The 19,785-nt window shown below is 65.8% G+C and carries 17 protein-coding genes and 1 pseudogene; 10 read left to right on the top strand and 8 right to left on the bottom strand.

Annotated features, from left to right (window positions below; genetic code table 11):
• Positions 1-11 precede the first annotated feature (11 nt).
• Positions 12-3,569: a DNA polymerase III subunit alpha gene (gene dnaE / locus AC5RUU_RS17925; protein WP_493976561.1), complete on the top strand. Its 3,558-nt coding sequence runs from the start codon at positions 12-14 to the stop codon at positions 3,567-3,569.
• Between the two features lie 95 nt (positions 3,570-3,664).
• Here the strand turns inward: dnaE and AC5RUU_RS17920 are convergent, their stop codons facing one another.
• Positions 3,665-4,165 carry a flavin reductase family protein gene (locus AC5RUU_RS17920; protein WP_493976560.1) on the bottom strand — a complete coding sequence of 167 codons (501 nt, stop codon included), beginning with the start codon at positions 4,163-4,165 and terminating at the stop codon, positions 3,665-3,667.
• A gap of 125 nt (positions 4,166-4,290) precedes the next feature.
• On the opposite strand from AC5RUU_RS17920, the gene AC5RUU_RS17915 reads away from it, so the two are divergent.
• The 3 genes from AC5RUU_RS17915 to nrdR all read left to right on the top strand — a co-directional run bounded on the left by AC5RUU_RS17915 (position 4,291) and on the right by nrdR (position 6,882).
• Positions 4,291-4,863: a hypothetical protein gene (locus AC5RUU_RS17915; RefSeq protein ID WP_493976559.1), complete on the top strand. Its 573-nt coding sequence runs from the start codon at positions 4,291-4,293 to the stop codon at positions 4,861-4,863.
• A 9-nt stretch (positions 4,864-4,872) separates the two neighbouring features.
• Positions 4,873-6,243, top strand: a complete 1,371-nt coding sequence (gene hisD, locus AC5RUU_RS17910; RefSeq protein ID WP_493976558.1) for a histidinol dehydrogenase — start codon at positions 4,873-4,875, stop codon at positions 6,241-6,243.
• Between the two features lie 132 nt (positions 6,244-6,375).
• Entirely contained in the window at positions 6,376-6,882 is a 507-nt protein-coding gene (nrdR, locus tag AC5RUU_RS17905) for a transcriptional regulator NrdR (RefSeq protein WP_493976557.1), read from the top strand.
• Between the two features lie 107 nt (positions 6,883-6,989).
• Here the strand turns inward: nrdR and ppgK are convergent, their stop codons facing one another.
• Complete coding sequence (ppgK, locus tag AC5RUU_RS17900; protein WP_493976556.1) at positions 6,990-7,793, bottom strand: polyphosphate--glucose phosphotransferase; 804 nt, start codon at positions 7,791-7,793, stop codon at positions 6,990-6,992.
• A gap of 129 nt (positions 7,794-7,922) precedes the next feature.
• Complete coding sequence (gene map, locus AC5RUU_RS17895) at positions 7,923-8,801, bottom strand: type I methionyl aminopeptidase (RefSeq protein ID WP_493976555.1); 879 nt, start codon at positions 8,799-8,801, stop codon at positions 7,923-7,925.
• A 120-nt stretch (positions 8,802-8,921) separates the two neighbouring features.
• Between map and AC5RUU_RS17890 the strand changes: the two genes are divergently transcribed.
• Complete coding sequence (locus AC5RUU_RS17890; protein WP_493976554.1) at positions 8,922-9,089, top strand: SPOR domain-containing protein; 168 nt, start codon at positions 8,922-8,924, stop codon at positions 9,087-9,089.
• A 51-nt stretch (positions 9,090-9,140) separates the two neighbouring features.
• Here the strand turns inward: AC5RUU_RS17890 and panB are convergent, their stop codons facing one another.
• Positions 9,141-10,037, bottom strand: coding sequence for a 3-methyl-2-oxobutanoate hydroxymethyltransferase (panB, locus tag AC5RUU_RS17885; protein ID WP_493976553.1), 897 nt, complete (start codon positions 10,035-10,037; stop codon positions 9,141-9,143).
• Positions 10,038-10,318: 281 nt separating this feature from the next.
• On the opposite strand from panB, the gene glnA (AC5RUU_RS17880) reads away from it, so the two are divergent.
• The 4 genes from glnA (AC5RUU_RS17880) to AC5RUU_RS17865 are packed head-to-tail and all read left to right on the top strand — an operon-like array spanning position 10,319 to position 15,726.
• Positions 10,319-11,659 (top strand): type I glutamate--ammonia ligase, encoded by a 1,341-nt coding sequence (glnA, locus tag AC5RUU_RS17880; RefSeq protein ID WP_009359105.1) that lies wholly within the window; start codon positions 10,319-10,321, stop codon positions 11,657-11,659.
• Between the two features lie 9 nt (positions 11,660-11,668).
• Positions 11,669-14,680, top strand: a complete 3,012-nt coding sequence (locus tag AC5RUU_RS17875) for a bifunctional [glutamine synthetase] adenylyltransferase/[glutamine synthetase]-adenylyl-L-tyrosine phosphorylase (protein WP_493976552.1) — start codon at positions 11,669-11,671, stop codon at positions 14,678-14,680.
• A 54-nt stretch (positions 14,681-14,734) separates the two neighbouring features.
• Complete coding sequence (locus tag AC5RUU_RS17870) at positions 14,735-15,178, top strand: VOC family protein (protein ID WP_493976551.1); 444 nt, start codon at positions 14,735-14,737, stop codon at positions 15,176-15,178.
• An 11-nt stretch (positions 15,179-15,189) separates the two neighbouring features.
• The gene (locus tag AC5RUU_RS17865; protein WP_493976624.1) at positions 15,190-15,726 is read left to right on the top strand and encodes a GNAT family N-acetyltransferase; all 537 of its coding nucleotides are present in this window, start codon (positions 15,190-15,192) and stop codon (positions 15,724-15,726) included.
• A gap of 390 nt (positions 15,727-16,116) precedes the next feature.
• Here the strand turns inward: AC5RUU_RS17865 and glnA (AC5RUU_RS17860) are convergent, their stop codons facing one another.
• Entirely contained in the window at positions 16,117-17,541 is a 1,425-nt protein-coding gene (glnA, locus tag AC5RUU_RS17860; protein ID WP_493976550.1) for a type I glutamate--ammonia ligase, read from the bottom strand.
• Positions 17,542-17,823: 282 nt separating this feature from the next.
• On the opposite strand from glnA (AC5RUU_RS17860), the gene AC5RUU_RS17855 reads away from it, so the two are divergent.
• The gene (locus tag AC5RUU_RS17855) at positions 17,824-18,261 is read left to right on the top strand and encodes an RDD family protein (RefSeq protein WP_493976549.1); all 438 of its coding nucleotides are present in this window, start codon (positions 17,824-17,826) and stop codon (positions 18,259-18,261) included.
• 29 nt (positions 18,262-18,290) lie between these two features.
• On the opposite strand, the gene AC5RUU_RS17850 is transcribed toward AC5RUU_RS17855, so the two are convergent.
• The 3 genes and pseudogenes from AC5RUU_RS17850 to AC5RUU_RS17840 form a co-directional block, all read right to left on the bottom strand.
• Positions 18,291-18,647: a DUF3817 domain-containing protein gene (locus tag AC5RUU_RS17850; protein WP_493976548.1), complete on the bottom strand. Its 357-nt coding sequence runs from the start codon at positions 18,645-18,647 to the stop codon at positions 18,291-18,293.
• A gap of 102 nt (positions 18,648-18,749) precedes the next feature.
• Positions 18,750-19,502 carry a DUF4191 domain-containing protein gene (locus AC5RUU_RS17845; protein ID WP_493976547.1) on the bottom strand — a complete coding sequence of 251 codons (753 nt, stop codon included), beginning with the start codon at positions 19,500-19,502 and terminating at the stop codon, positions 18,750-18,752.
• Positions 19,503-19,600: 98 nt separating this feature from the next.
• Positions 19,601-19,785 (bottom strand): annotated as a pseudogene (locus AC5RUU_RS17840) (lipoyl synthase); the annotation flags it as partial.

Genomic DNA, 19,785 nt, shown 5'->3' with positions numbered 1-19,785 from the left:
AGAATAGTGCGGTGACTTCCAGCAATGATTCGTTTGTCCACCTGCACACCCACACCGAATATTCCATGCTGGATGGAGCGGCCCGGCTGGGGGAGCTGTTCGATGAAACCGAACGCCTGGGCATGCCCGCACTCGCCACCACCGATCACGGCTACCTGTTCGGTGCCTTCGACTTCTGGCGCAAGGCCACGGACAAGGGCATCAAGCCGATCATCGGCGTGGAGGCCTATGTAACCCCCGGCACAGCCCGCACCGACAAGGAACGCGTGCGCTGGGGCGACGAGTCCCAGCGCAAGGACGACGTCTCGGGCGGCGGCTCCTACACCCACATGACCCTGCTGAGCTACAACAACGTAGGCATGCGGAACCTGTTCCGTGCCTCGTCCATCGCCTCGCTGGACTCGGTGTTCGGCAAGTGGCCCCGCCTGGACCGCGAGCTCCTGAACACCTACTCCGAGGGCCTCATCGCCACCACGGGCTGCCCTTCCGGCGAAGTCCAGACCCGGCTGCGGCTGGGCCAGTACCGCGAAGCGCTGGAGGCGGCAGCAGAGTTCCGGGACATCTTCGGCGCCGAAAACTACTTCTGCGAACTTATGGACCACGGCCTGGACATCGAACGCCGCGTCACCGGGGACCTGCTGCGGCTTGCCAAGGAACTGAACCTTCCACTGGTGGCCACCAACGACCTCCACTACACCCATGAGCACGACGCCAAGGCCCACGAGGCCCTGCTGGCCATCCAGTCCGGTTCCACGCTGCTGGAACCCACCTATGACAACGGCGGCTCGCGGTTCGCCTTCTCCGGCAGCGGCTACTACCTGAAGTCCCCGCAGGAAATGCGGGAGCTCTTCCGCGACCATCCCGAAGCCTGCGACAACACCCTGCTGATTGCCGAGCGCTGCGAGGTGTCCTTCAACACCAATGCCAACTACATGCCGCGGTTCCCCTGCCCGCCGGGAGAGGACGAGACGTCCTGGCTGGTCAAGGAAGTGGACAAGGGCCTGCAGTACCGCTATCCGAAAGGCATCCCGGACGAGGTCCGCAAACAGGCGGACTACGAGCTGGGAGTCATCACCTCGATGGGCTTCCCCGGCTACTTCCTGGTGGTGGCCGACTTCATCAACTGGGCCAAGAACAACGGCATCCGGGTGGGTCCGGGCCGTGGTTCGGGCGCCGGCTCCATGGTGGCCTACGCCATGCGCATCACCGATCTTGACCCGCTGCGGCACGGTTTGATCTTCGAACGCTTCCTCAACCCCGACCGCGTCTCGATGCCCGACTTCGACGTCGACTTCGATGACCGGCGCCGTTCCGAGGTCATCGACTATGTGACCCGGAAGTACGGCGATGAGCGCGTGGCGATGATCGTCACGTACGGCACCATCAAGACCAAGCAGGCGCTCAAGGACTCCTCGCGCGTGCTTGGCTACCCCTTCAGCATGGGCGAGCAGCTCACCAAGGCGCTGCCGCCTGCCGTCATGGCCAAGGACATTCCCCTCGCCGACATCCAGAACCCGGAAGCCAAGCGCTACAGCGAGGCCGGGGACTTCCGCCAGCTGATCAGCACGGATCCCGAAGCCGCCAAGGTGTTCGAAACGGCACTCGGCATCGAAGGCCTGAAACGCCAGTGGGGCGTCCACGCCGCCGGCGTGATCATGTCCTCGGATCCGATTATCGACGTCATCCCGATCATGCGCCGGTTCCAGGACGGCCAGGTGATCACCCAGTTCGACTATCCGACGTCCGAGGGCCTTGGCCTGATCAAGATGGACTTCCTGGGGCTGCGGAACCTGACGATCATTTCCGACGCCCTCGAGAACATCAAGATGAACCGGGGCATCGACCTGGACCTCGAAAACCTTGAGCTGGACGATGCGGCGTCCTACGAGTTGCTGGCACGCGGTGACACGCTGGGCGTTTTCCAGCTCGATGGCGGTCCCATGCGGTCCCTGCTCAAGCTCATGAAGCCTGACAACTTCGAAGACATCTCCGCGGTGCTGGCGCTCTACCGGCCAGGCCCCATGGGCGCCAACGCCCACACGGACTACGCGCTGCGCAAGAACGGGATCCAGGAAGTCATCCCTATCCACCCGGAACTCGAAGAACCCCTCTCGGAGATCCTCGGCGGAACCTACGGCCTGATCGTGTACCAGGAGCAGGTTATGGCCGTGGCCCAGAAGCTTGCCGGCTACTCGCTGGGACAGGCAGACATTCTCCGCCGCGCCATGGGCAAGAAAAAGAAGTCCGAACTGGACAAACAGTTCGCCGGCTTCTCCAAGGGCATGCAGGACAACGGCTACTCCATGGAAGCCGTCAAGACCTTGTGGGACATCCTGCTGCCCTTTTCCGACTACGCCTTCAACAAGGCGCACTCGGCCGCTTACGGGGTGATCTCCTACTGGACTGCGTACCTCAAGGCGCACTACGCACCGGAATACATGGCCGCGCTGCTGACCTCCGTGGGTGACGACAAGGACAAGTCCGCCATCTACTTGAACGAATGCCGGCGCATGGGCATCACCGTGCTGCCGCCGGACGTCAACGAATCCGCCCTGAACTTCACCCCGGTGGGCAACGACATCCGCTTCGGCATGGGTGCCATCCGGAACGTGGGCGTCAACGCGGTGGAGGCCATGGTGGCGGCCCGCGAAAGCGAGGGTGCCTACACGTCCTTCAAGGACTACCTGATGAAGGTTCCGGCGGTGGTCTGCAACAAGCGCACCATCGAATCGCTGATCAAGTCCGGCGCTTTCGATTCGCTCGGTCACACGCGCCGCGCCCTGGCCATGGTCCATGAGGAGGCCATCGATTCGGTCATCACGCTCAAACGGAACGAGGCGATCGGCCAGTTCGACCTCTTTGCCGGGATCGGGGAAACCGAGTCGGAGTCGTCCCTGAGCATCGAGATCCCGGACCTGCCGGAATGGGAGAAGAAGGACAAGCTCTCCTTCGAACGGGACATGCTGGGCCTGTACGTGTCGGACCACCCGCTGCAGGGCCTCGAAGGCCTGCTCAGCCAGCACGCGGAAATGAGCATCACGTCCGTACTGGGGGAGGACGGGCCGCAGGACGGCGCCATCATCACCATCGCCGGCATGATCACATCCCTGAGCCGGCGCATCGCCAAGGCCAGCGGCAATGCCTACGCCCGGGCTGAAGTGGAGGACCTTGGCGGTTCGATGGAAGTAATGTTCTTCGGCCAGGTCTACGGGCCTATCGCGTCGGTGCTGGCCGAGGACCTCATCGTGGTGGTCAAGGGCCGGCTGCAGAAGCGCGACGACGGCGCCGTGACGCTGAACTGCATGGAGCTTTCCGTCCCTGACCTGAGCGAGGGGATGAACGGGCCGCTGGTGATCACCATGCCCACGCACAAGGCAACGGAGGCCGTGGTCACTGAACTGGGCGACGTGCTGCGCACCCACCGGGGCAACTCGGAAGTCCGCCTGCACCTGCAGGGGGATACCCGCACCGAAGTCATGGGCCTGCCGGTGCACCTCCGGGTCAACCCGAGCCCTTCGCTGTTCGGCGACCTGAAAGTACTGCTCGGCCCGGCCTGCCTGGACGCCTGACCGGACCGGACGTCGGGGAGCGGCACCAGGCCGCGGACGACGGCGGAATCCGACCTCCGCCGTCGTCCGCTGTTTGGCGGGGGTGCCAGGGAAGGTCAGATCTCGTAGTCCAGCGGTGCAGGCTGCCCGTAGGCTCCGCCGTGGTACAGCAGGGGCAGGGCGTCCCCGCCGACCTGTCCGTCCACTACCTGCACCACCACCACGGCATTGTTCTCGAAGGACAGACGCATCTGCACCTCCCCGATGAGCCACCCGGCCACGTCCTTCAGGATCGGTACGCCGTGCGGGCCCACCTCCCAGTGATCGCCCTCGAACCGGTTGCTGGTCCGGGCAAAGCGGTCGGCCAGGGCCTGGTTTTCGAGGCCCAGCATGTGCACGCCGAGGTAGGTGGTGTTGGCCACGGCGGGCCAGGACCTGGAACTGCGGGCCATGTTGAAGGTGAAGCGTGGAGGCTTGGCCGAGAGCGAGGCCACGGACGTGGCCGTGAATCCGTAAGGCTCGTCCTGGTAGTTCACCGTGATGATGGCAACCCCGGCGGCATGGCGCCGGAACATCTCCCGGAACATCTGCTCGAAGGGCGCGCTGTTGTCGGTCACCGTAAACTCCTGACAGCTTGAAGGGTGCTCTCCTCCAGCGTATTGTCCACTGGCTCCACCGGGGAATTACCTGGCCCGCAGGATCCGCGGATGGCGCCGCCGGAACATTTGTTAAGGTTTGTTGCATGATGAAACTTTCCCGCCGGGCTGCATCGCGGCTGCCGTGGGCCCTGCTGGCGGTTCCGGTAGCAGCGGGGCTGCCGGCGGGTATCCTCTGGTGGTTGCTGGCCCCCGGCGGCCTGAACCTGGTCACCAGGGATCCGGGCCTCGCCACCGGCGGCAACCCCGCCGTCTGGCTGCCGCGCGACCTGACCCTTGCCGGCATCATGGTTGTGGCCGGCTGCGTGCTGGCAGTCTTCCTGGCCGACAAGAAACGCGCCAATCCGCAGGCGGCGCTGCTGCTTGGGCTTGCCGGTGCCCTCGCCGGCAGCCTCGTGGCCTGGCAGGCCGGCATGCTGTCCGCCGCATGGTGGGGGCCGGCAGTGGACACCTCAGCGAATGCCAGCGTCGCTTTCTCCCTCCGTGCACTGCCTGTGCTGCTGTTGTGGCCGGCGGCTACGGCGGTATCCGTCTTCCTGCTCGAACTGCTGGACCTGCTGGGAAAGAAACCCGGCGGCGGGCCGGCCAGCCCCGGAGCAGCCCGCCGACGTCCCGCCCCGGAAGGGTCCGCTGGCAGGGGCGGCCGCGGCGCCCCCTAAAATGGTCCGGTGACCATTTCTTCGGAGTTTCCCGCCCCCGCCACCGCTGCCGTGAACTTTCGTACCGTTGACGTCCGGGGACAAAGCCTCACTCTCGCGGGCCTGCGCGCAGCAGTGCCCCGCGCGAAAGGCCAGACGGTTGCGGACGCCGAGGGGAAGGTCCTGGAGATCATCGCGGCCGTCCGCCAGCGCGGCTTCCAAGCCCTCGGCGAACTGGCGCTCCGGTTCGACGGCGTTGCCCAGGAGCACCCGCTGGTTCCGAAGGAAGCCCTCGCCGAGGCCCTGGACGGGCTGGACCCGGCAGTGCGGGAAGCACTCGAGGAGTCCATTAGCCGGGCACGCAAATTTGCGGACGGGCAGCGCCCGCGCAACGTTGACGTGGAACTCGGGGACGGGGCCGTGGTCAGCCAGAACTGGGTACCGGTGGCTCGAGTTGGGCTGTATGTGCCCGGGGGCCTGGCGGTCTACCCGTCGTCGGTGATCATGAATGTGGTTCCCGCGCTGGCGGCCGGGGTGGAGTCCATCGCCCTCGCATCGCCCCCGCAAAAGGAATACGGTGGCCTGCCGCACCCCACCATCCTCGCGGCGGCGGCACTGCTGGGAATTACGGAGGTGTACGCGATTGGCGGGGCACAGGCCATTGCGGCCTTTGCCTATGGGGTGGAGGCAACGGCAGCCGGCCCCGCCCTTGAGCCCGTGGACGTGGTAACGGGCCCGGGCAACATTTTCGTTGCCACCGCCAAGCGCCTGGTGAAGGGCGTCGTCGGTATCGACTCCGAGGCCGGGACCACCGAGATTGCCATCCTGGCTGATTCATCCGCCCAGCCTGCCCTCGTTGCCGCGGACCTGATCAGCCAGGCGGAACACGACCCGCAGGCCGCCTCCGTACTCGTTACTGATTCCGAGGAGCTTGCCTCCGCCGTCCGTGTCGAGCTGGACCGGCAGGCGGCTGCCACCAAGCACTCGGCCCGCGTCCGCGAGGCCCTGTCCGGCCCGCAATCCGGTGTGGTCCTCGTGGCGGACCTGGAGCAGGGCATCGCCGCCTGTGACGCCTACGCCGCGGAGCACCTGGAGATTATGACCCGGGATGCGCCCGCCGTTGCCGCGCGGATCCGCAACGCCGGCGCGATTTTTGTGGGGGATTACAGCCCCGTCAGCCTGGGCGACTACTGCGCCGGCTCCAACCACGTTCTTCCCACCAGCGGCACGGCTGCGTTCTCGTCCGGACTCAACGTGAACACGTTCCTGCGCGCCATCCAGGTGGTCAACTACAGCAGGGACGCACTTGAGGAAGTCAGCAGCCACATTGTGAACCTGTCCCGGGCGGAGGACCTTCCCGCGCACGGCGACGCCGTCTCCGCCCGTTTCACGGGCGCCTGAGCACTACATGTAGTAATTACAGGATTGTTATTACGCTAGATGTGCCCGTAAACTGGTAGACGCAACAGCGCGGGTCTGCCGCGCGCTTAATTGGGTGCTCCCGGCAGCGGGACGATGCGAGAGAGGGACGCCATGTATTGTCCGTTCTGCCGCAATCCTGATTCCCGCGTGGTGGACAGCCGAATGGCGGACGACGGCTCGGCCATCCGCCGGCGCCGCCAGTGCCCCGAGTGCGGCCGCCGGTTCACAACGGTCGAAACCACCAGCCTGTCCGTCATCAAGCGCTCCGGCGTTGGCGAGCCCTTCAGCCGCAGCAAGGTCATCAACGGGGTACGCAAGGCCTGCCAGGGGCGGCCCGTCAGCGAGGATGACCTGGCACTGCTTGCCCAGGAAGTCGAAGAGCAGATCCGCGCCTCAGGGGCCGCGGAAATTGACGCGCATGAGGTAGGCCTCGCCATCCTCGGTCCGTTGCAGAAACTGGACAAGGTGGCATACCTGCGCTTCGCCAGCGTCTACCAGGCCTTCGAATCCCTTGAGGACTTCGAAACGGCAATCTCCCTGCTGCGCCACGAGGCCGAGCAGGACGCCAAGGGCGGGGCGGCCAAGAACACCAAGGGCGCTGAAAAGAGCCCCCTGTAATCTCCGGTGGCCGCAGCGGAGGGGAAGCCGCAGCCGCCACCGGCACCCAATGCAGAACGCCCCTTCCGGTACCGGAAGGGGCGTTCTGCCTTGGTGGAGTTTCCGGCCTACTTTGCCAGTTTGTGCTTCAGGGCGATCTCGATGGCGGCACCCACGATGCCTGCCTCGTTCCGCAGGACTGCCGGCACGATGGGGGTGCGCAGCTTCAGGTTGGGCAGGTACTCGTCTGCGCGCTTGGAGATGCCGCCGCCCACGATGAACAGCTCCGGGGAGAACAGGAACTCCACGTGGGAGAAGTAGCGCTGCAGGAGCACGCTGTATTCATCCCAGGTCAGGCCGTCCCGTTCACGCGCCACTGCTGACGCTTTGGTTTCGGCGTCAAAGCCGTCAATTTCCAGGTGGCCCAGTTCGGCGTTGGGGACCAGCTTGCCGTCGAAGATGAACGCCGAGCCGATGCCCGTGCCCAGGGTGATCACCAGGACGGTGCCGGCAACTCCGGCACCGGCGCCGTACCGTGCCTCGGCAAGGCCCGCCGCGTCGGCATCGTTGATGACCTCGACCGGACGGTTGAGGCGGGCGGTGAGCATGGCGTCGATATCGGTATCCAGCCAGCTCTTGTCGACGTTGGCGGCTGAATGCACCACGCCATGCTGGATGATGCCCGGAAAGGTAACCCCTACGGGCGAACCCGCGGCCGGCGCCTCGGGCCGGGCGGAAAGTTCGGCCACCACCAGGGCCACGGCTTCCGCAACCGCTTCAGGCGTGGCCGGCTGGGGAGTGGGAACGCGGAACCGTTCGCCCAGCAGCTTGCCCTTCTTGAGGTCGACAATGCCGCCCTTGATTCCCGTGCCTCCGATGTCGATGCCGATCAGCGGGGCGTTCTTGTGCGACTTCTCGTCCTTCTTGGCCAAAATGGGTTTCCGTTCGTGGCAGGTGCGGGCAGGGGAGGGCGGCCGATGGCCGGCCCCTAAGGGGGTTTCCGGCCGGGGCCGGATGTTAGTGCATCAGGGGTGTCAGTGCGTCAGGATACCTGCAGCAGGTCAGGGCAGGGTGAGGATCTCGGCGCCGGATTCGGTCACCAGCAGCGTGTGCTCAAACTGGGCGGTGCGCTTGCGGTCCCGGGTCACCACTGTCCAGTCGTCCGCCCACATGTCCCATTCCACGGTGCCCAGCGTAAGCATCGGCTCAATAGTGAACACCATGCCCGCCTCGATGACGGTGCTGTAGGCGGGGGCGGCATCGTAGTGCGGGATGATCAGCCCGGTGTGGAACGCTTCGCCCACTCCGTGGCCGGTGAAATCACGGACCACGCCGTAGCCGAACCGCTTGGCGTAGGACTGGATGGTACGGCCAATGACATTGATCTCGCGACCGGGGGCAACCGCCTTGATGGCCCGGTTCAGCGACTCCTGCGTCCGTTCCACCAGAAGGCGGGACTCCTCATCCACGCCGCCCACCAGGAAGGTGTAGTTGGTGTCGCCGTGGACGCCGTTGATGTAGGCCGTGATGTCGATGTTGAGGATGTCCCCGTCCTGGACCACTGTGCTGTCCGGGATGCCATGGCAGATCACCTCGTTCAGCGAGGAACACAGCGATTTCGGAAATCCGCGGTAGCCGAGGGTGGAGGGGTAGGCGTGGTGGTCGAGGAGGAATTCGTGGCCCACCTTGTCCAGCTGGTCGGTGGTGACACCCGGCCGGATGTGCTTGCCCACCTCAGCGATGGCCTGCGCGGCGATCTTTCCGGCAATCCGGATCTTCTCAATGGTTTCCGCTGACTTCACCTCTGACCCCGTGAATTTGGCGGGGGCAGGCTTGCCGACGTACTCCGGACGGGGGATGGACGCCGGGACGGGACGCTGCGGGCCTACGGTACCGGGGGTGAGGGTGCCGATGGGTGCAGTGGAGGCAAGGGAAGGCATAGATTGATCATATAAGGCACCACAGAACGCCTAACAACCGGAAGCTGCGGAGGGCGCGCGTAAGAATTTGTGTTACGCGGATCACGCTGCAGCTTCCTGCCTGCCGGAACGGGAGCAACGATGACTGAGTACTGGTACAACATCAAAACCCACGAGGTGGAAGAAGACCGGCTCTCGGACTGGAGCCAGCTGATCGGCCCCTACCAGACAAGGGAAGAGGCCGAACACGCCCTCGAAAAAGTCCGGGCCCGCAATGAGGCCTGGGAAAAGCAGGACGACGACGACTGACGGCTGCCGTGCCGGGCTGGCCTTGGGTGTGTGCCCGGGGGGCCGTCCCGGCTAGAACGAGTGTTCCGGGCCGGGGAACTGCCCGGACCGCACGTCCTCGCCGTACGCCGTGGCGGCTTCCAGGAGGGTGCTGCGCAGGTCCGCGTACTGCTTGACGAACTTGGCCATCCTCCCGCCGCGCAGGCCGGCCATGTCCTGCCAGACCAGTACCTGGCCGGTGGTTTCGTTGCCTGCGCCGATTCCCACGGTGGGGACACTGACGGCCGCGTCCACCGCAGCCGCGGTCCCGGCCGGAACCATCTCCATGAGCACGCAGAACGCGCCGGCTTCTGCCAGTGCGACGGCGTCGTCGATCAGGCGCTGGGCGTCGTCGCCGCGGCCCTGCACCCGGTACCCGCCCAGGGCGTGCTCGCTTTGGGGGGTGAAGCCGATGTGGGCCATGACCGGTATGCCTGCCTGCACCATGGCCCGCACGGTGGGGGCGTAATACTGCCCGCCCTCGATCTTGACGGCGTGGGCAAGGCCTTCCTTCAGGAACCGGACGCCGGCGGCGACGGCCTGCTCTGCTGAAACCTCGTAGCTGCCGAACGGCAGGTCTGCCACCACCAGGGCGCGCTTGGCGGACCTGGCGACCGCACGGCACAGGGGGAGCAGTTCGTCCACCGTGACGGGAATGCTGGTCTCGTTGCCAAAGACATTGTTGGAGGCGGAATCGCCCACCAGCAGGACCTCGATGCCGGCAGCGTCGAAAATCTCGGCTGTGTACTGCTCGTAGGCGGTCAGCATGGCAAACCTGGAGCCGTCCCGTTTGGCCTGCTGCAGGTGGTGGATCCGCACCCTGGCTGGCTTTGATGCCGGGACGGATGCGGCTGCCTGTGCTGGTCCGCTGCCGTAGGGTGCGGGGACGTCGTCGGACGCGCTTGCGTTCGAGCTGATGCTTGAGGACATGGCACGAGCGTAGTGCCGTACCTGCCGTCCTAGCTACACGGGCAGCAGGTCACGGGGGTGATAAGCGTCATAGCCGGAGGTAGGCACCTGCTTCAGGCGACGCGGTGCAAAAGGACGCCGGGGCACTGCCGGCCGGCTGCCTGGTGTTAACGCTGTGTTACGCGCGGTGCATGCTCCAGCATCGGCGCCGAATGCTTAGTACAGTGTTGGTGAACTGCTGCCGGCTTTCCCCTTTGTCGCGGACCCCGGAGCATGGACGTTTGACCGGAGAAGAGGCCATCATGGACCGCCAGCAAGAGTTTGTCCTGCGCACAATCGAAGAGCGCGACGTACGTTTCGTGCGCCTGTGGTTCACCGACGTCGTGGGTTCGCTCAAGTCTGTGGCCCTCGCGCCCGCAGAGGTTGAAGGCGCCTTCGAGGAAGGGCTTGGCTTCGACGGTTCAGCCATCGAGGGCCTTGCCCGTGTCTTCGAATCGGACATGCTGGCACAGCCTGACCCCTCCACGTTCCAGATCCTGCCGTGGCGCGGTGAGACCGAGCAGACATCGCGCATGTTCTGCGACATCCTTACCCCCGACGGCGAACCCTCCGCGGCGGACCCGCGCAACGTCCTGAAGCGGACCCTGGCCAAGGCCGCCGACATGGGCTTCACCTGCTACACGCACCCGGAGATCGAGTTCTACCTGCTCAAGTCCCAGGAGCTTGGCCCGGACGGCGCGCCGGTGCCGGTTGACGAGGGCGGCTACTTCGACCACGTCCCGGGCGGCGTTGCCCAGGATTTCCGCCGCACCGCCGTCACCATGCTGGAATCGGTGGGCATCTCTGTGGAGTTCAGCCACCACGAGGGCGGACCCGGGCAGAACGAGATCGACCTGCGCTACGCCGACGCCCTGCAGACCGCGGACAACATCATGACCTTCCGCACCGTCATCAAGGAAGTGGCACTCCAGCAGGGCACTTACGCCACCTTCATGCCCAAGCCGTTCACGGCACACCCGGGCTCGGGCATGCACACCCACTTCTCCCTGTTCGAGGGTGACACCAACGCGTTCTACGAGGCCGGCGCCGAATTCCAGCTGTCCAAGACTGCGCGCCAGTTCATCGCCGGCATCCTGAAACATGCCCCTGAGTTCACTGCGGTCACCAACCAGTTCGTGAACTCCTACAAGCGCCTTTGGGGCGGCGGCGAGGCCCCCAGCTACCTGAGCTGGGGCCACAACAACCGCTCCGCACTGGTCCGCGTACCGCTGTACAAGCCCGGCAAGGGCCAGTCCGCCCGGATCGAGTACCGTGGCATCGATTCGGCCGCGAACCCGTACCTGGCCTACGCGGTGCTGCTCGGCGCCGGGCTCAAGGGCATCGAGGAAGGCTACGACCTTCCGGCGGCCGCCGAGGATGATGTCTGGTCGCTCAGCTCGGCGGAACGCCGCGCCATGGGGCACGACCCGCTGCCGGCCAGCCTGCACGATGCGATCCGCTCCATGGAGGATTCGGAGCTGATGCCTCAGATCCTGGGCGAGCAGGTCTTCGAGCACTTCCTGCGCAACAAACGCGCCGAGTGGCAGGACTACCGGCTGCAGGTGACGCCCTACGAACTGCAGCGCAACCTCGGCATCCTTTAGGCGGCGGGCGTGAGCCTGGCACGCCGCCTGATCGCGGCCGGTTTCAGCGACCTGGACAAAGGCGAACGGTTCCTGGCTGCCCGGGAACTGGAGGGACTGGACCAGGACACGCTGTTCGCCGGGCTGCAGATGGCGGCCAGCCCGGACACCGCCCTGCAGTCGCTGGTCCGGCTGATCGAAAAGCATCCGGACCTTCGCGAGCTGGCCGCTGCAGACCCTGAGGCCAGCGAGCCGCTGTACCGGGTGCTGGGGGCATCGGAGGCGCTGGGCGAGTTCCTGATCCGGCACCCCGAGCATCTTGAGGCCTTCAATGTCCGGGCCAGTCCCGAACCGTTGCCGGGGGATCCGGCGGCCCTGCGTGCCACCCTCCTGCAGTCCGTGGGAGCCGATCCGCGGGCGGCCCGGCCGGTGGCCGGATCAACCGGTCCCGGGGCCTACGCCGCGCTCCGTACCGCCTACCGCCGGGGGGTGGTGGACCTGGCCGTCAAGGATCTGTGCGCCGCCGACCCCCTCGACTTCCTGCCGTCCGTGGGCGGGGAACTCGCAGACCTTGCCGGTGCCGCTATCGAGGCCGCACTCGCCGTCGCGCGGGCGGAGGCCGCGGAACAGTACGGCGCCCCCGACGTGGCGGACGTGGGGCTGGCCGTCATCGGGATGGGTAAGTGCGGGGCGCGCGAGCTGAACTATATTTCCGACGTCGACGTCATCTACGTGGTGGACGGCGGCAGCCTGGAGGATGCGCGGGCCAACACTATCGGCACGGCGCTGGCCACCGGCATTTCCCGCGCCATCTCCTCGGTAGCGCGGGAGCCCGGACTCTGGGAAGTGGACGCCAACCTGCGGCCTGAAGGCAAGTCAGGGCCCCTGGTCCGCACGCTGGCCTCCCACGAGTCCTACTACGCCCGTTGGGCCGAAAGCTGGGAATTCCAGGCGCTCCTGAAAGCCCGCACCATTGCCGGGGATGCCGGCCTGGGACGCCGGTACGAGGACGCCGTTTCCCCGCTGATCTGGAGTTCGGCGGGCAGGGACGGGTTCGTGGAATCGGTCCAGGCCATGCGGCGCCGGGTTACCGAGCACATCCCGGCCGCGGAGGAACAGCGGCAGATCAAATTGGGCCGCGGCGGACTTAGGGACGTCGAGTTCACTGTCCAGCTGCTGCAACTGGTCCATGGCAAGGCTGATGAGACATTACGACGGCGGGACACCACCTCCGCCATCGCAGCCCTCTCCGCGGGCGGCTACATCGGACGCACAGACGCCGCAGCGTTCGACAACGCCTACCGCTACCTGCGGCTGCTGGAGCACCGGATCCAGCTTTTCCAGCTGCGCCGGACCCACCTCATGCCCGTCGCCGAGCCCGCGCTTCGGGCACTGGCGAAAGGCGTCCTGGGTCCCTTCTCGAACGAGCGGCCGCATCCTGACGCGCTGATGGCCGCCTGGCAGAAAACCAAGCGCTCGGTCCGGGAACTGCACGAGCGTATCTTCTACCGCCCGCTGCTGAATACAGCGGCCAGGCTCAGCAGCGAAGACGCCCGGCTGACTCCGGAAGCCGCCCAGGGGCGGCTCGCCGCCCTCGGCTACCGCGACCCGCAGGGCGCCATGCGGCACATTGAGGCTTTGACCGCCGGGGTCAGCCGGCGGGCGGCGCTGCAGCGGCAGCTGCTCCCCATCCTTCTCGACTGGCTGGCCGAAGGAGTGGACCCCGACGCCGGGCTGCTGGCCTTTCGCCGCGTCAGCGAGGCGCTCGGCACCACCCACTGGTACCTCGGCTTGTTGCGGGACTCCAACGCCGCCGCTGAGCGGCTGTGCCACATGCTCTCAAACTCGCGGCTGATCGCCGACCTGCTGGAGGTCTCCCCTGAATCGGTGGCGTGGCTGGGCCAGGACAAGGACCTTGCGCCGGTGCCGTTCGAGGCGCAGTGGCAGGAGATCACATCCAAGATGTCCCGGCACGCAGATCCCGAAAGCGCCATGCGCCTTATCCGGCTGATCCGGCGGCGGGAAATCCTGCGGATCGCAGTGGCAGACTCCGCCGGACTGCTGGACCAGGACCAGGTGGGGGCAGCCCTGGCTGACACCGACCGTGCCGCGGTGCTGGGGGCCCTGCGGGTGGCCGAAGGCATCGTCTCCGCCAGCGGGCCCTTGAAGACAGCGGTGCTGGTGGTGGCGATGGGGCGCCAAGGCGGCCGCGAGATCGGCTACGGCTCCGACGCGGACGTGATGTATGTGCACCGGGCGCTTCCGGGATTCACCGAGGCGGAGGCGCAAGAGCAGGCCTCCCGCATCGTCGCCAAGATCTCCAGCCTGCTGACCCAGCCCCTGAAACCAGCCATCATGGCGGAGCGGGTACTCCAGATGGACGCCGACCTCAGGCCGGAAGGGAAGAGCGGGGCGATGGTGCGGTCCCTGGACTCCTTCGCCGAGTACTACCGCCGCTGGTCGCTCATCTGGGAGGCCCAGGCGCTGTTGCGGGCACGTCCGATGGCGGGCGACGACGGCCTTGCAGCGGATTTCCTGGCGCTCATCGACCCCATCCGGTACCCGGAAGCGGTCTCCGGACAGGACGTCCGGGAGATCCGCAGGATCAAGGCACGGGTGGAATCCGAACGGCTGCCCCGCGGGGCGGACCCCGCCCGGCACCTCAAGCTGGGCCGTGGCGGCCTGAGCGACGTCGAATGGCTGGTCCAGCTGCTGCAGCTGCAGCATGCGGGCAAGCACCCCGAACTGCGGACCACGTCCACAGTGGCCGGGCTGGAAGCGGCTGCCCGCCTGGGCCTGCTTGCGGGGGAGGACGCGGATCTCCTGGCCCAGGCCTGGCGGCTGGCCAGCCGGATCAGGTCCGCCAACGTCATCTGGAGCGGCAAGGCCTCGGACCTCCTGCCGTCGTCACGCCGCGACCTTGAAGCAGTGGCCCGCTGGTGCGGCTATGAACCAGGCAATGCGGCCGCGCTGGAGGAGGATTACCTTCGGGTGAGCCGCCGGGCCCGCGCCGTTTTCGAACGGGTTTTCTACGGCCACTAGCCCCGCTGCCGCAGATTACTGACATGTGTCGGAGCCCGGTGCTACCTTGGGCCAATGGCTACCCAACTCTTCCTGAACCTGCCCGTCAAGGACCTCCAGCGCTCGGTGGACTTCTTCACCGCCCTCGGTTTCTCCTTCAACCCCGACTACACGGACGAGAACGCCACCTGCATGATCATCAATGACAACGCTTATGTGATGCTCCTGGTGGAGGACTATTTCCGGACTTTCACGTCCAAGGACGTCGCCGGAACCGCAGGGGCGGCCGAAGCGATCATTTCCTACAGCGTGGACAGCCGGGACGCCGTGGACCAGGCGGTCAAGTCCGCCCTTGCCTCCGGGGGGTCGGTGTCCGAGGACCCCCGCGACCTCGGCTTCATGTACAACCACAGCTTCCAGGACCCCGACGGGCACCTGTGGGAGGTTTTCTGGATGGACCCTGCCGGCCTGCCCACTGAGCCTGCTGCCGGCAGCACCTCCGGCACAGCACAGTCCTGAGCAGCCCAGTCCTGAGCAGCGGAAGCGTCTGGCTCATTCCGCTGGGGGACCTCGACGCCGACGCCCAGGCCATCCAGCTCGGCGCGGTAGCAGGGCTGCAGCTTCACCCGGGCCAGGACAGGTTCGTGGGCGACCCCCTGCGGATGGCCCTGGCCGGTCTCGCAGAGGAGTCGCGCCGCCCCTATGTCATCGAGGCGGAGGGGCGCGCCGTCGGAGTCCTGACCCTGCAGCGCGGGGCGGCCCGCCTGGCCGGCTGGCCGGATGATGACAGCGCCTGGCTCTTGAGGGGTTTCCTGATTGACCGGCGGCAGCAGGGCAACGGCATGGGCCGCGACGCGGCGGCGGCTGCCGTTGGGGCTGCCTTCAAGCTGAGCGCCCGGCACCAGACCGGGGAGGCCGGCGTCGTACTGTCCGTGAACGAGGCCAACCCTGCAGGACTGGCCGCCTACCGCCGGGCCGGATTCGCGGATTACGGCCAATACAATGGCGGCAGCGCAGGGCCGCAGCGGACCATGTTCCGCAGCTTCGCCGACGCCACGATGAGGTAACGGCGGCAGGCAGGCATTGCACTCGTCAAGTGTTTGCCCGATTATGTGGATTGGCGGTGTTCTTCAACCTTGTTGGGGGGAAGGCTCGAACAGTCTTCGTCTCGGGGGGCATTCGTCAGGAGGTCCGGCTCCCGGTCTCAGCACGTCTGGAGCCGGGCCTCCACCTTTGCAATTTTCCCTGCCATCACAAGACAACGAAAAGGTCCCGCGGTTTGGGGGAACCGCGGGACCTTTCCAGCTACTTCACACTTGGGGGAATGTGGGGTAGCAAACCTAAAGTTACTGGCTGGTAGGTTTATCCAGCAACTCGACAATTGAAACCTGGGCCGGCTTCACGTGGGATTCCTGCGGCTCCCGGCGAACTCTGCCGCCAGCAGCCGCACGGTTCCGCTACACGCCGTAGTAGAGCTCGAACTCGTAGGGGTTCGGGCGCAGGGACAGCGGGCGGATCTCGTTCTCGTACTTGTACTCGATCCAGGTGTCGATCAGGTCCTGGGTGAACACGCCGCCGGCCTGCAGGAACTCGTTGTCCTCGCGGAGGGCTTCGAGAGCTTCCTCGAGGGTGCCCGGAGCCTTGGGAATGTCCTTGGCTTCCTCGGCGGGGAGCTCGTAGAGGTCCTTGTCGATCGGAGCGGGCGGTTCGATGCGGTTGCGGATGCCGTCGATGCCGGCCATCAGCTGAGCAGCGAAGGCCAGGTACGGGTTGGAGGAGGGATCCGGTGCGCGGAACTCGATGCGCTTGGCCTTGGGGTTGCTGCCCGTGATGGGGATGCGGATACCGGCGGAGCGGTTGCCCTGCGAGTACACCATGTTGACCGGAGCCTCAAAGCCCTTGACCAGGCGGCGGTAGGAGTTCACCGTCGGGTTGGTGAAGGCCAGGACGGCGGAGGCGTGCTTGAGCAGGCCGCCAATGTACCAGCGGGCGGTGTCGGACAGGCCGGCGTAGCCCTTCTCGTCGTAGAACAGCGGCTGGCCGCCGTTCCACAGCGACTGGTGGCAGTGCATGCCGGAGCCGTTGTCGCCGAATACCGGCTTCGGCATGAAGGTCACGGACTTGCCCCAGGCATCTGCGGTGTTCTTGACGACGTACTTGAACTTCTGCAGGTCATCGGCCGCGTGGGTCAGCGTGGTGAACTTGTAGTTGATTTCGGCCTGGCCGGCGGAGCCCACTTCGTGGTGGCTGCGCTCAACCTCAAGTCCGGCCTCGTCCAGGGCAACGCACATGGCGTCGCGGAGGTCAGCCTGCTTGTCGGTGGGGGAGACCGGGAAGTAACCGCCCTTGACAGGGGTCTTGTAGCCGAGGTTGCCGCCCTCTTCCTCGCGGCCGGAGTTCCAGTGGGCTTCCTCGGAGTCGATCTTGTAGAAGCTGCCCTGCGGGGAGGACTGGTACTGGACGTTGTCGAACACGAAGAACTCAGCCTCGGGAGCGAAGAACGCGGTGTCGGCGATGCCGGTGGACGCCAGGTAGGCTTCAGCCTTCTCGGCCACGCCGCGGGGGTCGCGGTGGTAGGGGTCTCCGGTGCGGGGGTTCACGATGGAGAAGTTCAGAGCGAGCGTCTTTTCCATCCGGAAGGTGTCCAGGAATGCGGTGGTGACGTCCGGGATCAGCTGCATGTCCGACTCGGCGATGCCCTGGAAGCCGCGGATGGAGGAGCCGTCGAAGAGCTGGCCGTTGATGAAGAAGTCGGCGTCAACACTCTTGGCGGGAACGTTGAAGTGCTGCTGGACGCCCGGAAGATCGGTGAAGCGGATATCGACGAACTTAATATCTTCGTCCTTGATGAACTTGAGGACTTCGTCCGCAGTCGTGAACATCTATGCTCCTAACGCATATGTAATATCTGGCGTGACAGCCATCTGATCCAGCGCAATCCGAAAGCAGGGAGAACGCAAGGTTTTCCCTGCTGTATTTCCTGCCTGGGGATTGCTTGAAACTGCTAACAGCCTATGGACGCGGCATTTCCCGTCCGTGTCCGCATTGTTTCGGGCAGGTTACATAATGCCCTGTTATGGCCACGCTATCCCCAGTCCACAGTGTGGTCTAACCCCATCCGCGATGTGGGCGCGGATGCCTTCGGCGGTCGGTAAACTTGGACAGTGGTAGATCGCAAAGACATTGGTTCCTGGCTCAGCGGACCGGACACCTCCGGTATCTCCAAGTATCCGGGGGAGCGGCTGGGACTTCCGGAATCCGGCCCCGGCTCCATTGCACGCGCGGGCCGCCGCATCCTGGCGATCATGATCGACTGGGGCATCGCACTGCTGATCAGCAACTTTGCCTTCGGCGGAAATTCCTGGGCCACCCTGGCGGTGTTTGCCGTCGAACAGATCCTCCTGGTGGGGACCCTCGGGTACAGCATTGGCCACCGCGCCATGGGAATTGCCGTGGTGAAGCCGGGCGGTGGAATTCCGGGCCCGCTGGCGGCGCTGGTGAGGGCTGTGCTGCTCTGCCTGGTGATTCCCGCCGTCATCTTCGATCCGGACCAGCGCGGGCTCCACGACAAGGCCATGAACACACTGCTCATCCGCCGGTAGGCGCCGTCGAAGGAGTCCGGGGGACGACGCTAGACGCGGGAGGACTCCCTCGGAGCAGCGAGGCCGGTTTCCTCGGACGCGTTGCCGAGGTACCCCCGCTTGCCCGCCCACCGTTCGAACAGGATGGTGGCGAACGGGAAAACGGCGGAGATGCCGGCAAAGAGCGCCACGGTGAAGGGCCAGCGCTGCAGCCGCCACAGGGCCAGCGCCGCAACGCCGTACCCCACGAACAACGCACCGTGGATGGGGCCCGCCACCTGCACGCCAACCTCGGTGGTGCCGGCAATCCACTTGAAATACATGCCGATCAGAAGGGCAGCCCAACTGATGGCTTCGGCGACGGCGAGGATCCGGAAAGCGCGGATGACCAGGTTCTTTAGTGGCATGATGACGTCCTGTCCTTGGTTGGGCAGTGGAAAGTGGCTGGCGGGTGCAAGAAAAATGCCCCGGCGACCGGCAGGAGCCGGAAACCGGGGCGTCTCCCAGGCCTAGCGTCCGCGGTTGGGACGGGCCTTGAATGGGTCGATGCCCTTGGGGATGGGAAGCCTGTTTCCCAGCGACGAGATCCGTTTCGACACGGCATTGACTTCAAGCTTCGTCAGTTCCTTCTTCAGCTTGCCCATTTTCTTGGCAACCTGGCTGAGCGGCACCTGGCCCTCGCCCCGGCCGCTCTCAATGACGTGCACGGTGACGTTGGGCAGGATCCGCGCAAGGCGCTTGCGCTCGGCATCGAGGAGGGGCTTCACCCGGTGGGTGGGGCCTTCGCTGACCAATACGACGCCGGGACGGCCGATGGCGCGGAACACGGCGTCCTGCGTGCGCGGGTTGACGGCGACGGGCTGTTCTTCAGTGATCCAGCCACGGCGCAGGGTTCCGAGTGCCGCACCGGACGCCCCGGGCTGGTTTTCGATCTGGGCGAAAGCGGCACGCTCGGCACGGCGCGAAAGGATCAGGGTTGCACCGAGCAAACCAAGCGGGATGCCGATGATCAGGCCCGTGATCCAGTTCTCCAGCCAGAAGCCCACCAGGAAGCTCAAGGCCACGACGCCAAGGAAGACCAGCAGCATCAGCCACGGCACCATGGGGTCGTGCCGGCGCGTCATGGTAAAGACTTCGCGGATCTGCTTGAGCCGGCTGGGCTTCTTGACCTTTGCTTCTTTCGGCTTGCGCGAGAAGAGGCCGCGCTTCTCAGCGCTTGAGCCCGCAGGGGTGGAGTTGCTGGAGTCAGGGGATTTCGCCATAGTGCCTCAATTCTACGTGACTTAAGCCCAAGGGCCGGACGCCGGAATACTCCGGCGTCCGGCCCTTGTGGACGCTAATTGCTGTGTCGGTGCTCTCCCTAGGAGTGCGCAGCGAGGAGGGTGCTGGCTTCCTGGCGGGTGGTTCCGGAGGATTCGATGTGGGCGAGTTCGGCGGGGATGTCCCACCCTTTTTTGCGCATGGCGGTGGCCCAGAGCCGGCCGGCGCGGTAGGAGGAGCGGACCAGCGGCCCGGACATGACGCCGAGGAAGCCGATTTCCTCGG

The sequence above is a fragment of the Arthrobacter sp. K4-10C genome, assembly GCF_059090085.1.
The sequence above is the reverse complement of the archived record's forward strand: the minus strand, read 5'-3'. Positions and strand labels throughout refer to the sequence as shown.